At 63.8% G+C, this 13,711-nt stretch carries 10 protein-coding genes; 8 read left to right on the top strand and 2 right to left on the bottom strand.

What is annotated here, in order from left to right:
• The first annotated feature begins 352 nt into the window (after positions 1-352).
• The 3 genes from JQ580_RS05005 (at position 353) to JQ580_RS04995 (ending at position 5,743) form a co-directional block, all read left to right on the top strand.
• A complete protein-coding gene (locus JQ580_RS05005; RefSeq protein WP_212279207.1) occupies positions 353-2,347 on the top strand; it encodes a TonB-dependent siderophore receptor in 1,995 nt (664 codons plus the stop codon).
• 110 nt (positions 2,348-2,457) lie between these two features.
• Positions 2,458-3,747 (top strand): siderophore utilization protein FsrB, encoded by a 1,290-nt coding sequence (gene fsrB, locus JQ580_RS05000; RefSeq protein WP_212278578.1) that lies wholly within the window; start codon positions 2,458-2,460, stop codon positions 3,745-3,747.
• A gap of 286 nt (positions 3,748-4,033) precedes the next feature.
• Positions 4,034-5,743: a glycoside hydrolase family 17 protein gene (locus JQ580_RS04995; protein WP_249133929.1), complete on the top strand. Its 1,710-nt coding sequence runs from the start codon at positions 4,034-4,036 to the stop codon at positions 5,741-5,743.
• Positions 5,744-5,756: 13 nt separating this feature from the next.
• Here the strand turns inward: JQ580_RS04995 and JQ580_RS04990 are convergent, their stop codons facing one another.
• The gene (locus JQ580_RS04990) at positions 5,757-6,458 is read right to left on the bottom strand and encodes a c-type cytochrome (RefSeq protein WP_311982113.1); all 702 of its coding nucleotides are present in this window, start codon (positions 6,456-6,458) and stop codon (positions 5,757-5,759) included.
• 140 nt (positions 6,459-6,598) lie between these two features.
• Between JQ580_RS04990 and JQ580_RS04985 the strand changes: the two genes are divergently transcribed.
• Positions 6,599-7,357: a CBS domain-containing protein gene (locus JQ580_RS04985; RefSeq protein WP_212278576.1), complete on the top strand. Its 759-nt coding sequence runs from the start codon at positions 6,599-6,601 to the stop codon at positions 7,355-7,357.
• A 34-nt stretch (positions 7,358-7,391) separates the two neighbouring features.
• On the opposite strand, the gene JQ580_RS04980 is transcribed toward JQ580_RS04985, so the two are convergent.
• Complete coding sequence (locus JQ580_RS04980) at positions 7,392-7,553, bottom strand: hypothetical protein (protein WP_212278575.1); 162 nt, start codon at positions 7,551-7,553, stop codon at positions 7,392-7,394.
• 203 nt (positions 7,554-7,756) lie between these two features.
• Between JQ580_RS04980 and JQ580_RS04975 the strand changes: the two genes are divergently transcribed.
• The 4 genes from JQ580_RS04975 to JQ580_RS04960 all read left to right on the top strand — a co-directional run bounded on the left by JQ580_RS04975 (position 7,757) and on the right by JQ580_RS04960 (position 13,701).
• Positions 7,757-8,572 carry a hypothetical protein gene (locus JQ580_RS04975; RefSeq protein WP_212278574.1) on the top strand — a complete coding sequence of 272 codons (816 nt, stop codon included), beginning with the start codon at positions 7,757-7,759 and terminating at the stop codon, positions 8,570-8,572.
• 521 nt (positions 8,573-9,093) lie between these two features.
• Positions 9,094-10,125, top strand: coding sequence for a TRAP transporter substrate-binding protein (locus JQ580_RS04970; RefSeq protein ID WP_212278573.1), 1,032 nt, complete (start codon positions 9,094-9,096; stop codon positions 10,123-10,125).
• Between the two features lie 15 nt (positions 10,126-10,140).
• The gene (locus tag JQ580_RS04965) at positions 10,141-12,030 is read left to right on the top strand and encodes a TRAP transporter large permease (protein ID WP_212278572.1); all 1,890 of its coding nucleotides are present in this window, start codon (positions 10,141-10,143) and stop codon (positions 12,028-12,030) included.
• 21 nt (positions 12,031-12,051) lie between these two features.
• The gene (locus JQ580_RS04960; RefSeq protein ID WP_212278571.1) at positions 12,052-13,701 is read left to right on the top strand and encodes an acyl-CoA synthetase; all 1,650 of its coding nucleotides are present in this window, start codon (positions 12,052-12,054) and stop codon (positions 13,699-13,701) included.
• Positions 13,702-13,711 lie beyond the last annotated feature (10 nt).

Raw genomic sequence — 13,711 nt, 5'->3', positions numbered from 1 at the left:
ATCAAAAACGATACCGGCAAAGCCGGCAGTGCGTGGGGCCTCGCAAGACGTGACCGACTTCCAATTTTCTTCGCGTGGGGACACGCGCCATCGACAGATCCAGATGCTCCTGCTTGGGGCGGTCAGTACATTCTCCTTCGTGACGCCCTGGGGCTCCGTGAAGGCGCAGACGCAGATTCCCGCCGTCACCGTCGACGCGCCGGCTCAGCGCGTCCGACCTGCGACGGTGGCTTCGTCGAGGAGGGCGGCAACACAGACCTCCCGTGCCAATCGTCGCTCTCCCGCGCAACCGGCCACGCCGACCCAGTCGGCGTCATCGAACGGCGCGACCGGCGAACGGGCCAATGGGCCGGTGCGCGGCTTCGTTGCCACGCGAAGCGGCACGGCGACCAAGACCGATACGCCGTTGATCGAAACGCCGCAGTCGGTCTCCGTCGTCACCACCGACCAGGTCAGGAACCAGGGGGCGGTCTCGATCGGCGAGGCGCTCCGCTATACCGCCGGTGTCAGCGGCGACGTCAACGGCGGCTCCGACACCCGCTTCGGCGCTCTGCAGATCCGCGGCTTCGACACCACCATGACCGGCCTCTATGTCGACGGCCTGCGAATTCCATCCAGCAACTACGTGCACTTCAACGGCCTCGATCCTTACGGTGCCGAACGCCTGGAGGTGCTCAAGGGGCCGTCATCGGCGATGTATGGCGGCAGCGGCACCGGCGGCATCCTCAACTACGTGTCGAAGCTGCCGACGGCGCAGCAGTTCGGCGAGGTCTCGATCTCCGGCGGCAGCTTCAACCGCTATCAGGGCCAGTTCGACATGGGCGGCGCCGCCAACAAGGAGGGCACGGTGCTGTGGCGCCTCACCGGCGTCGTCCGCGACGGCGAGACCCAGGTCGACTTCACCAAGGACAACCGCGTCTTCATCGCGCCCGCCGTCACGTTCAAGCCGAACGAGGACACCACCATCACCTTGCTGGCCAACTACCAGCGCGACCGGGCAGGGTGGGGCCTGCAGTTCCTGCCGGCCTCGGGCACGGTGTGGCCGAACAACGGCCGCACCATCCCGGTCTCGTTCTTCGCGGGGGTGCCGAGCTTCAACGCGTTCAACACCGAGATCGCAACCGCAGGGTACCAGCTCTCGCACAATTTCACCGACAACATCACGTTCCGGCAGAACCTGCGCTACGCCTATCAGCACAACGAGGAGAAGGTGTTTTACGGCGGCGGCTACACCGACGAGGCCGCGGGCCAGCTCGCGCGCTTCGGCAGCTACAGCAACTCCTACATCAATTCCTTCGCCGTGGACAACCAGCTCCAGGGCAAGTTTACCACGGGCATTCTCAGCCACACCACGCTGGTCGGCGTCGACTATCGCAACACCTCATTCCGGGACACCGCTTTCTCCGTCACGACGTCGGCGCCCGAGATCAACGTCTTCAACCCGGTCTACAACTATGACTGGACCGTCGGCGCCATGAGCGACAACACCGGCGTCAAGCAGTCGCAGGTGGGCCTCTATGCGCAGGACCAGATCAAGCTCGGCCGGCTGTCATTCCAGCTCGGCGGCCGCCAGGACTTCGTGACGACGCAGGTCGACAGCAATCTGCCTGCAGCCGACAGGTCGGTCTCGAGAGATGCGTCGGCCTTCACCGGCCGGGCCGCGCTGATGTACAATTTCGACAACGGCATCGCGCCCTATTTCAGCTACTCGGAATCGTTCCTGCCGGTGCTCGCGACCGGTGCGTCCGGACAGATGCTCAATCCCGAGACCGGCGTGCAGTACGAGGTCGGCGTCAAGTACCAGCCGCTTGGCTGGAATGCGCTGTTCACCTTCGCGGCCTTCGACCTGACGCGCGATAACGTCGTCACCTACGCACCGCCGCTCTACGTCGCCGAGCAGACCGGGCAGGTGAAGTCGCGCGGCGTCGAACTCGAGGGCTCGATGTCGCTCGCCGACGGCTGGAACTTACGCGCGGCCTATGCCTATGTCGATGCGATGGTCACGCAGGATCCGGTGAATGTCGGCAAGGCCCCGGTCACCGTGCCGCTCAACCGCGCTTCGCTGTGGAGCGACTACACGCTCCAGAGCGGGCTGCTCGCGGGCCTGCAGTTCGGCGGCGGCATTCGCTATGTCGGCGCGACCTGGGGCGATGATGCCAACACCTTCAAGGTGGGATCGGCAACCGTGCTCGACGCGCTGCTCGCTTACACCCGTGACAATTGGCGCTTGTCGCTGAACGTCACCAACCTTGCCGACACCCGCTATGTCGCCGCCTGCTACAGCCTGTCGGGCTGCTTCTACGCGGAGGGACGCAAGGCGATCGGCAAGCTGACATACCGCTGGTGAGTGCACAGGGTGATCGATTGCCGGAGCAGGCAGTGTGGTCCTCCACAAGAGGTCGTCATGTCGGGGCTTGTCCCGCGCATGACGGCGTCGAAGCTTTGTGAAAGACAACGATGAGAGCGATATTCGGCAGGCTGCATCGCTGGGCGGGACTGCTCACGGCCGGATTCCTGTTCTTCTCCGGCATCACCGGAGCGATCATCTCCTGGGATCACGAACTCGACGAGGTCCTGAACAGCCATCTGTTCGACGTCAGCAGCAAAGGTCCGGCGATCCCCTCGATCGAGCTCGCCAGGATGATCGAGCAGCGCGATCCCCGTGCGCGCGTCGTCTACGTCTTCATGACGCCGGAGCAGGGTCATTCGCTGTGGTTCTTCGTGACGCCGCGGATCGATCCGGCGACCGGCAAGCGCTATGCGCTCGACTACAATCAGGTCTTCCTCGATCCCAATACCGGCGCGGAGCTGGGCCGGCGCTATTGGGGAGCGGTCTGGCCGGTCACGCGGGAGAACTTCGTCTCCTTTCTCTACAAGCTGCACTACACCATGCACATCCCGGAATTCTGGGGCAGCGATCGCTGGGGCATGCGCCTGCTCGGCGTCATCGCGATCATCTGGACCATCGATTGCTTCGTGGGGTTCTATCTGACACTGCCGTCGCGGCGGCGCTCCAAGGCGGCGCGGGCACCTGCCGTCACGCGCCAGCTCGAGCGCGGCTTCTGGGCACGCTGGGCGCCGGCCTGGAGCATCAAGACCTCCGGCAGCGCCTACAGGATCAATTTCGATATCCACCGCGCCTTCAGTCTCTGGACCTGGAGCGTCTTGTTCGTCATCGCCTTCACGGCGTTCTCGCTGAACCTCTATTTCGAGGTGTTCTCGCCGCTGATGAAGATGGTGTCGAACTACACGCCGACGCCCTATGAGCAGCGACCATACCGCGATCTCGACGATCCCATCGAGCCCAAGGTCAGCTTCGCCGACATCGCTGTACGCGCGGCGGCCGACGGCAAGGGGCGAGGGTGGTCCACCCCGGTCGGCGCGCTCAGCTATGGCCCGGCCCATGGCGTCTACGCCGCCGCCTTCTTCCATCCCGGCGACGATCACGGCGCCGGCGGCGTTGGTCCGGCGCAGCTCTATTACGACAGCGAGGACGGCCGCCCGATCGGCGAACGTCTGCCTTGGGTCGGTACTGCCGCCGATATCTTCGTCCAGGCGCAGTTCCCGCTTCATTCGGGCCGTATCGTCGGCCTGTTCGGCCGCATCCTGATCTCGATCATGGGGCTGGTGGTGGCAGCGCTCTCCGTCACCGGCGTGGTGATCTGGTGGCGCAAACGCCGCGCCCGTGTCCGCGTGCGCGAAGCGGCGGCGATACGCCTGAGCCGGCAGCTCACGCCCGCAGAGTAGGGCGACCAGGTCGGCTCAGCAGCGTTCGATTAGTGCATGTCGATCGCGGCGGCACGATCCGCTGCCATGCTACCGCAATTGGCGGGCGTTTGGCGCGACCAACGTGCCTTGATTGACATGCATCAAGGTGTCCGCGGATATTTTGGGAATGTTGAAGTCGGTTCGGGAGTGCCCCGATGAGCCGTGTGACGTTCTTGATTTTGATTCATTCGATCAAGCAGCTGCCGCAAGATCGGCGAGTCCTCAATCGGAAGGACGCGTCCTTCGGATTCAGGCGAATGATCGAATGACCAGAATGATCCGCGGTCCGCAAGCGCGCCAGCTCTTCAATGTGCCGTTGTCGGGGATTGAAGAGACCCGGAAGAGTGTCCCTGCAAAGAGGGTGGAACGGGATTCATTTCAGGCGCCGCTGGTGCTTCTTCTGATCTCCCTGTTTGTGATCGGTGTGGTTTGGCGCTGGCTGGGGATGCCCGCAGATCTGGTGCGCGCACCGATCGACCCGAACGACAAGGTACAGTGTGTATCGTACGCCCCCTTCCGCAATCATCAGACGTCCCTTTCGTCGGCGACGCGGGTGTCGCGGGAGCAGATCGCGGAAGATCTCGCCGAGCTCGCGAAGATATCCGGCTGCATCCGGACCTATGCGACCGATCTCGGTCTTGATCAAATTCCCGAGCTTGCGGCCAAGGTTGGGCTGAAGGTCATGCAGGGCATTTTCCTCGACAGGGACCGGGAGAAAAATCGTCATCAGATTTCGACCGGCATCCGGCTCGCCCGCGAATATCCCGATACGATCATCGCGCTCGTGGTCGGCAGCGAGGTCTTGCTGCGGCATGGCATGTCAACATCCGAACTCGCCTCCACCATACGTTCGGTCAAGGCGCAGGCCGCGGTGCCCGTCACTTATGCGGACGTCTGGGAGTTCTGGCTGAGCAATCGAGAACTTTACGACGTCGTGGATTTCGTCACCATTCACATCCTGCCGTATTGGGAAAATATCCCGATCCGCGCGGAGCGCGCGGCCGCGCATGCGGACGCCATCCGACGGCGGGTCGCGTCGGCTTTTCCCGGTAAGGAAATCCTCATTGGAGAAATCGGCTGGCCGAGCGAGGGGCGGATGCGCGAGTCGGCGCTGCCATCGCGCGTCAACCAGGCCCGCGTGGTCTCGGAAGTCCTCGACCTCGCCCGGCGTGAGAACTTCCGGGTCAACCTGTTCGAAGCCTATGATGAATCATGGAAGCAGGAGATCGAGGGCACTGTCGGTGGGTCCTGGGGCCTGTTCGACTCCGAACAACGCACGCTGAAATACCCGCCCGGCGTTCCCATCAGCAACTTTCCGTTCTGGAAGCTGCAGATGGTGAGCGGAATGGCGCTGGCAATCCTGGTCTTCGGCGTGGCAGGGCTGACCTTGCGTCGGATGCCCAAAGATCCCCGGCCTGTCTCGTGGCTTGCGGTTGCGGTCTCGGCAACCACGTGCGGAATCCTGTTGGGAGTGGCCGCCCAACGGATGCTCCACGAAAGTTACGGAGGCAGCTGGTTTCTCTGGGGCGCACTTCTGATCGCAGCAACCGCGTCACCGGTCCTTGGTGCCAACGCTCTCATGTCGGGGCGCGCGACACCTGTCTGTCTGGAGTTGCTCGGTCCGGAGCGCGAACGGACCAGATCGACGCTGGCGATTATGCATGGATTGGTCTGGATCGTGACGATCGTGATCGGCACTGCCACCGCGATCGGCCTTGTGTTCGACCCGCGCAACATTGATTTTCCGTTTGCGGCTCTGACCATGGCAGCGGTGCCTTTTGCGGCGATGACGCTGCTTGATCCAGCCGCGAAGGGAACTCGCCCGTTGGCAGAATCGATGTTTGCCGGCGTCTATCTGGTCGCGGCAATCTATGTCGCGTTCAACGAAGGGCCGTCGAACTGGCAGGCCCTGTGGACCTGCGCGGCTTATGTCTTGCTGGCGGTGACGCTCTGGCGGGTGCGTACCCGGGAGTGACCGGTTTGGTTGCCTAGCGAGGCGTTGCGGCCCGTAACGTTTCGAGATACGCCACGATCGCCTCGATCTGGAATTCGGCGAGCCTCGGATTCGGCATGGCCTGGGCGGGGCCGAGGCGGCGGTGGCTCGACAGCAGGAATTGCCTGACGTCGTCGGCGGAGAATGACGGCCGGCTTGTGATGTCCGGAAAGCTCGGTGCCGGGAAGCGCGACGTCGGCGTTTCCTTTGCTGGGTCGGACACGACGTGGCAGGCTCCGCACGACCCGCGTGCAAGCGCTTGCCCCTCGCGAACCTGATCGAGGAACAGCTGATTGGGCACTGGCGGGACGGTCGGCACCTGAATGGTGACGGCGGCATAGCCGCTGCCGCGATGGCAGGCGTTGCACTCGTTCGTGAGGGCCGAATACGCCTTGGTGAAAGCTGCGGCGTCTTTGATCTGCACGGCCCGGCGCAACGCCTCCAGTTGATTCCTGGCGCGACCCACTTGCCCCCGGTCGGGCAGCAGCTTGCTCGTCGCTTCGAGGCCGCCGTCGATTTTCTGAATCTCGTATCTCGCCAGCTCCCAGTTGCTGAACTTGCCCGCGAACCACAATTTGGCGTGCTGAAGCTGAAGCCGAGTCATCATATCGGAAACGGCCATCGCGTTGTCGGCCTCGGCTGATGCCGCCGGCGATCCATCGCAAAGGGCAGGGAGCACTGCAAACGTCGCCGCCACCACCACGTCTCGCAGGCGCATGCCGTCAGTCTCCGATCGGTTCGGGACCAAGCATGGCGCGGCGGGGCGGGCTCGTGTTGATTTCGGTCAAGCTGCGGTCCGATGCCGGGTCTATCCATGAGTGCTCTGGAGTCAAAGACATGCAAGCACACCAGATAATGTCCCGGCGGGTGATAACGATCCGCCCTGAATCCTCGATCGCAGACGCGATCCGGGTGATGCTTGCGCATCATATCAGCGGCTTGCCGGTCACGGATTCGACCGGAAGGCTGGTCGGCATCGTATGCGAGAGCGATTTTCTGCGGCGAAGCGAAATCGGTACGGAGCATAAGCGCAAGCGGCTGCTTTCGATCCTGCTCGGGGCAGACCGAATTGCGCGTGAGTTCGTCAAGGAACACGGGCGTACGGTCGAGCAGGTGATGACGCCAGTCCCGGAAACGGTCATCGAGCAGACGCCGCTCCAGGAGATCGCCGCCCTGATGGAGCGTCGAAATCTGAACCACGTGCCCGTCATGCGCGCCGATCGGGTCGTCGGGATCATTACACGGTCCGACTTCTTGTCCGCGGTCGCTGGCCCGCTGACGAGCGCCCCGGCGGGTCTGGAGGACGACTATCAGATACGTCGCTCGGTCCTTGCCGCGATGGCGGGGGCGGCGTGGCAGCCGATCGGATTGAACGTGAGCGTCAGGGGCGGCGTCGTCACCTTGCGGGGCGTCGTCAGGAGCGAGACGTCCCGCCGGGCGGCACTGGTGGCTTGCGAGACCGTCCCGGGTGTTCGGGAGGTCGAGGATCGCCTGTGCCTTCAACCAGTTCGTCCCGATCCGGAGGACGATTATGGCGGCGGAGATATCGTGTCGCTCCAGGCCGAGCCGTCCACCATCGACGACGAGCCGTTGTGACGCGATCCCCGCCGCGATCGCTCGGCTTGTCAGCTCAGTTCTTTGCTGGAGAACGCCGAGGTTCGGCAGCCGGGGAGCGAGGCGCCTTCATCGTCAGCGCTGCCTTGAGCTCGCGAAATGACGAAAAGCACAGGATGACTTCCAGAATTACGTAGAGCCCGAAGATCAGCAGCACCTTGATTGCCTCGTTGGTCATCACGCAATCCTCCTCCTGACAGGTCAATTCTCTAGACCGCACAGCGGCGCCGTCATTGAGCACGATCAAGGTGGAAGCCGGGCGACGCGTCCATGCGTGCCGGTGGAGCAGGGCGGGACGACGGCCCGCCGCCCGTCGCTGATGAACCTTCCCTCGAACCAAAGGCACAAAGCTTGAAGCCGTTGTTGCCTCGTGAGATCGTTATGAAGTGCCTCGCCATACTCTGCCTGCTTGCCTTGGCCACGAGCGCAGAGGCGGCCACGCCCGAGCAGCACTATCTCGACCTGCGGGATCGCTACATCGCGAAATTCTCCAAAGCCAAGGAGAATGACGCGACCTACAAGCAGCACGATGCGGCGTTGAACGAGCTGACCGGCGTACTGCGCGGTCTGATCGGTCCCGTGACGATCAAGGGGCTGGCTGCGGACGGCAAGTCAAACGCCGACACGCTGTTCAAGGGCGACTCCGGCTTCGGCCATCTCGACGGCCTCGGTTTTGCCTCCGAAGGCGACAAGATGCAGGCCGTGGTGACGACGACCGGGTTGCTCAGGCACTGGTTGCGCGAGCGCCGCGAGGACGGCCTGCCGCAGGAGATCGGTTCCGCGCTCAAGTCGGACCGCTTCTATTATTACGCCATCCAGGACGCTGCCTTTGCCAAATATGCCGAGCTGCCGGTCACCAAGCCCGCATCCGCGAGCGTCGCGGTCGCCGTGCTGGGCGTGCGCGGCAACGGCGATCTGAAGGGGCCGCCGAGCGAGATCGGCGTGGTCGCGATCCAGGGTGACAAGGTCTTCTTCCTTGCCGCAACCAACGCCGCGAAGACGGCCGAAATCCCGGCCTGCGAGAAGGTCTGGAAACAGATGATGGCCAGGAAAACGCCGCAGGATGCCATGGCCAAGGAAGACCAGGCGATGGACGCCTATACCAAATGCTTTGCCAAGGAAGCGCCCAGTCAGAGCTGGTACGCCGCAGCCGTGAAGAAGGCACAGAGCCAGCTCGATCTGCTGCCGCTGCGCTGAAGCGCCAGACGTCACGAGCAGCTCTCCGGCATGCCGGGCCTCCCAAACCGGCGACGGAGTAGACTGCCTGTGGTGGCTAGCTGGAGCACCCGAGGCAACCGTCGAGGTCGCAAGCCGGCCCGGACTTTTCACCACGAGCGGGTCACCAGGAGCGGGAGATCGGGAGGGTGAAGCTTTGCCTATGACAGCATGCCCATATCCATGATTCGCATAAGGTATATTATGGAATATATTTATGTACAATCAGATCAGTTATTTAGACGAAACTCCTGTCATCGCACCTTCGCGCCAACAAGATTCCCGGTCCGGGCATCCACGCCCGCCTCGATGCTTGACGGCTACTGTGCATGGGGTTGTTTTTCAAATTTTGCATCCGGCCCATCTCGCCGAAAGCCGATATTGCCGTGACCTTGTCCGGCTGCAATAAGCGAGGCCTCGCGAGATCGCAGATGACCTTCAGGGCTTCCGTCCGTATAGGTTTGCGACTCAGAACAACAACAAACTTCCGAGGAAGCAGACCCATGGTCTTTTCAACGCGCTATTCCCGACGCACGCTTCTCAAGGCCTCCGCCGCATCCGCGGTCTTGGGCGGCATCGGTGCGCCCCATGTGGCCCGCGCCGAGAGCGCCGAGTTCACCTACAAATATGCCAACAACCTGCCGGACACCCATCCGCTGAACGTCCGCGCCAAGGAGATGGCGGCGGCGATCAAGACCGAGACCAATGGCAAGTTCGACCTCCAGATCTTCCCGAACAACCAGCTCGGCTCCGACACCGACATGCTGAGCCAGATCCGCTCCGGCGGCGTCGAGTTCTTCACGCTGTCCGGCCTGATCCTGTCGACTCTGGTGCCGGCGGCGTCCATCAACGGTATCGGCTTCGCGTTCCCGGACTATGACACGGTCTGGAAGGCCATGGACGGCGACCTCGGCGCCCATGTCCGCGGCGAGATCAAGAAGGCCGGCCTCGAGGTCATGGACAAGATCTGGGACAACGGCTTCCGCCAGACCACCTCGTCGAGCAAGCCGATCACCGGTCCCGACGACTTCAAGGGCTTCAAAATCCGCGTGCCGGTGTCGCCGCTGTGGACCTCGATGTTCAAGGCGTTCGACGCGGCGCCCGCCTCGATCAATTTCAGCGAGGTCTATTCGGCGCTGCAGACCAAGATCGTCGAGGGCCAGGAGAACCCGCTGGCGATCATCTCGACCGCCAAGCTCTACGAGGTGCAGAAGTACTGCTCGCTGACCAACCACATGTGGGACGGCTTCTGGTTCCTGGCCAACCGCCGCGCCTGGGAAAAGCTGCCGCAGGACGTGCGCACGATCGTCGCCAAGAACATCAATGCCGCCGCCGTCAAGGAGCGTGAGGATACCGCCAAGCTCAATGCCAGTCTGCAGCAGGAGCTCGCGACCAAGGGCCTGACCTTCAATCAGCCCACGGTGGCACCGTTCCGCGACAAGCTGCGGACCGCCGGCTTCTATGCCGAGTGGAAGGGCAAGTATGGCGACCAGGCCTGGGACCTCCTGGAAAAGGCGGTCGGCAAGCTGTCGTAACCCGTTGGGGCCGTCATGGCTCATGTCGAGGTCGAGGTGACCACAGTGGCGGGCGAGGTGGCGTTTCAGTCCCCTCGCCGACCTTCCGTGCTGGCTTCGCTCGAGCGCGTGCTCGGTCTCGCCGTCGAAATCCCGGCGGCGTCCCTGGTCGTCGCCGAGATCGTGATCCTGTTTGCCGGCGTGGTGGCCCGCTACGGCCTGCACCGGCCGTTGATCTGGTCGGACGAGCTCGCCTCGATCCTGTTCCTGTGGCTCGCGATGCTGGGGGCGGCGGTTGCGTTCCGTCGCTCCGAGCACATGCGCATGACCGCGATCGTCGCCAGCGCCAGGCCATCCGTGAGGGCCTATCTCGACCTGGTCGCGACCTCTGCGGCGCTGGCATTCCTGATCCTGATCGTCTGGCCGGCCTGCGACTATGCCTATGAAGAAAGCTACATCACCACGCCGGCGCTGCAGATCTCGAACATGTGGCGCGCCGCCGCGCTGCCGGTCGGCATCGGCCTCATGGCGGCCTTTGCCTTGCTGCGGCTGCTGCGCGCGGCGGATTGGCGGATGGTTGCGGCGGCCATCGTCACCGTCGCTGCCGTCATCGGCCTGTTCTGGCTGGCGGAGCCGTCGCTGCGGCCGCTCGGCAATCTCAACCTCGTCATCTTCTTCGTCGGCGTCGCCGGCTTCTGCGTCTTCGCCGGCGTTCCCATTGCGTTCGGGTTTGGCCTTGCGATCTTCGGCTATCTCGCGCTGACGACGCGGACGCCCGTGATGGTGCTGGTCGGGCGGATGGACGAGGGCATGAGCCACCTCATTTTGCTCTCGGTGCCGCTGTTCGTGTTTTTGGGGCTCTTGATCGAGATGACCGGCATGGCGCGGGCCATGGTGGCTTTTCTCGCGAGCCTGCTCGGCCATGTCCGCGGCGGCCTGCATTACGTGCTGGTCGGCGCCATGTACCTGGTCTCGGGCATATCGGGCGCCAAGGCCGCCGACATGGCAGCCGTCGCACCCGTGCTGTTTCCGGAGATGAAACAGCGCGGCGCCAAGCCCGGCGATCTCGTCGCGCTTCTGGCGGCGACCGGAGCTCAGACCGAAACCATTCCGCCGAGCCTCGTGCTGATCACGATCGGCTCGGTCACCGGCGTCTCGATCGCCGCCCTGTTCACCGGCGGCCTCCTCCCCGGCGTCGTGCTCGCGATCACGCTGTGCATGCTGGTGTGGTGGCGTTACCGCCACGAGGACATGAGCCACGTCCGCCGCGCCACGGGCGGCGAGATCGGCAAGACCTTCGTCATCGCCCTGCCCGCGCTCGCGCTGCCCTTCGTGATCCGCTACGCCGTGGTCGAGGGCATCGCCACCGCGACCGAGGTCTCCACCATCGGCATCGTCTACGGCGCCCTGGTCGGCCTCCTCGTCTACCGCCGCTTCGACTGGTCGCGGCTGTTTCCGATGCTGGTCGAGACCGCGGCACTCTCCGGCGCCATCCTGCTGATCATCGGCACGGCGACCGGCATGGCCTGGGGCCTGACCCAATCAGGCTTCTCGCGCGCGCTGGCAGCGGCGATGACCGGATTGCCGGGGGGCGCTGCGACCTTCATCGCGGTCTCGATCCTGGCTTTCACCATCCTCGGCAGCGTGCTGGAGGGCATCCCGGCGATCGTGCTGTTCGGGCCGCTGCTGTTTCCGATCGCCCGGGCCGTCGGCGTGCACGAGGTGCACTACGCCATGGTGATCATTCTCGCGATGGGTATTGGGCTATTCGCCCCGCCGTTCGGCGTCGGCTATTATGCGGCCTGCGCCATCGGACGCGTCGATCCGGCCGAAGGCATCCGGCCCATCTGGGGCTATCTGCTGGCGCTGCTGGCGGGATTGATCATCGTCGCGATCTTCCCCTGGATCTCGATCGGATTTCTTTGAGGCGTTTGACGGAGGCTGTCGATGAGTGAGCGGCAAAACCAGTACCAGATCGGTCTCGACAAGACGCCCGCCAATTACGTTCCGCTCAGTCCCTTGAGCTTCCTCGCGCGCAGCGCCGCCGTCTATCCCGATCATGTCAGCACGGTCTATGAGGGCCGCAGCTTCACATGGGCGCAGACCCATGAGCGCTGCAAGCGCTTTGCGTCCTGGCTCGCGCGCAAGGGCATCGGCGTCGGCGACACCGTCGCGGCGATGCTGCCGAACATCCCGGCGATGAACGAGGCGCATTTCGCCGTGCCCATGACCGGCGCCGTGCTCAACGCGCTCAACATCCGCCTCGATGCGCCCTCGATCGCGTTCCAGCTCGATCACGGCGGCGCGAAGATCATCCTGGTCGATCCCGAGTTTTCGGGCGTGATCACCGATGCGCTGGCGCAGATGAAGGGCGCGAAGCCTTTGGTGGTCGATGTTGACGATGCGTCGTTCAAGGGTGGCTGCCGCATCGGAGAGATCGAATATGAGGCAGCGGTTGCGCAAGGCGATCCGGATTTCGCGGCGATCACGCCGAGCGACGAATGGGACGCGATCGCGCTGAGCTACACCTCGGGCACGACCGGAAATCCCAAGGGCGTCGTCACCCATCATCGCGGCGCCTATCTCAACGCGGTCAGCAACATCCTCGCAGGCCAACTCGGCCAGCATCCGGTCTATCTCTGGACGCTGCCGATGTTCCATTGCAACGGCTGGTGCTTCCCTTGGACCATCGCGGCTGCGGCCGGCATCAATGTCTGCCTGCGCAAGGTCGAGCCGACCAAGATCTTCGAACTGATCAAGCAACACGGCGTCACCCACATGTGCGGCGCGCCGATCGTGTACAACGTGCTGATCAACGCCCCCGATGCGCCAAAAGGCAACGCTGCGCGCCGCGTCGTCGGCCTGATCGCCGGCGCCGCGCCGCCGGTCGCCGTGCTCGAGGGCGCCGAGAGCATCGGCATCAAGCTGACCCACGTGTATGGCCTGACCGAGGTCTACGGCCCCGCCTCCGTCTGCGCCGAGCAGCCCGGCTGGGACGAGCTTCCGCCGGCCGAACGCGCGCGCATGAAGCGCCGGCAGGGCGTGCCCTACCCGCTGCAGGAAGGCGTCACCGTCATCGATCCGCAGACCATGCGACAGGTGCCGCGCGACGGCGAGACCATCGGCGAGGTCATGTTCCGCGGCAACATCGTGATGAAAGGCTATCTCAAGAACGAGAAAGCGACGAAGGAAGCTTTCGAAGGCGGCTGGTTTCACACGGGCGACCTCGGCGTGCTCGACGAGCACGGCTACGTCATCATCAAGGACCGATCCAAGGACATCATCATCTCCGGCGGCGAGAACATCTCCTCCGTCGAGGTCGAGGACATTCTCTACAAGCATCCGGCCGTGCTGTTCGCCGCCGTGGTGGCAAAGCCCGATCCGAAATGGGGTGAAGTGCCCTGCGCCTTCGTCGAACTGAAGGACGGCGCGACCGCCAGCGAAGCCGACATCATCGCGTTCTGCCGCAGCCACATGTCGGGCTTCAAGACGCCGAAGGCCGTCGTGTTCGGGCCCATCCCGAAAACGTCCACGGGCAAGATTCAAAAATTTCTGCTGCGGAACGAGGTCGGATCAGCCAAAGCGATCACGGCCTGAACATCGTCCG

The sequence above is a fragment of the Bradyrhizobium sp. SZCCT0148 genome (assembly GCF_018129985.1).
Lineage (GTDB): Bacteria > Pseudomonadota > Alphaproteobacteria > Rhizobiales > Xanthobacteraceae > Bradyrhizobium > Bradyrhizobium japonicum_H.
Note: the sequence above shows the minus strand (reverse complement) of the source record. Positions and strands in the feature narration are given on the sequence as shown.

Bases quoted from the DNA above. Each gene is read 5' to 3' on its own strand.
- fsrB (WP_212278578.1), top strand. From the start codon at position 2,458: ATGAGAGCGATATTCGGCAGGCTGCATCGCTGGGCGGGACTGCTCACG.
- JQ580_RS04995 (WP_249133929.1), top strand. From the start codon at position 4,034: ATGACCAGAATGATCCGCGGTCCGCAAGCGCGCCAGCTCTTCAATGTG.
- JQ580_RS04985 (WP_212278576.1), top strand. From the start codon at position 6,599: ATGCAAGCACACCAGATAATGTCCCGGCGGGTGATAACGATCCGCCCT.
- JQ580_RS04980 (WP_212278575.1), bottom strand. From the start codon at position 7,553: ATGACCAACGAGGCAATCAAGGTGCTGCTGATCTTCGGGCTCTACGTA.
- JQ580_RS04975 (WP_212278574.1), top strand. From the start codon at position 7,757: ATGAAGTGCCTCGCCATACTCTGCCTGCTTGCCTTGGCCACGAGCGCA.
- JQ580_RS04970 (WP_212278573.1), top strand. From the start codon at position 9,094: ATGGTCTTTTCAACGCGCTATTCCCGACGCACGCTTCTCAAGGCCTCC.
- JQ580_RS04965 (WP_212278572.1), top strand. From the start codon at position 10,141: ATGGCTCATGTCGAGGTCGAGGTGACCACAGTGGCGGGCGAGGTGGCG.
- JQ580_RS04960 (WP_212278571.1), top strand. From the start codon at position 12,052: ATGAGTGAGCGGCAAAACCAGTACCAGATCGGTCTCGACAAGACGCCC.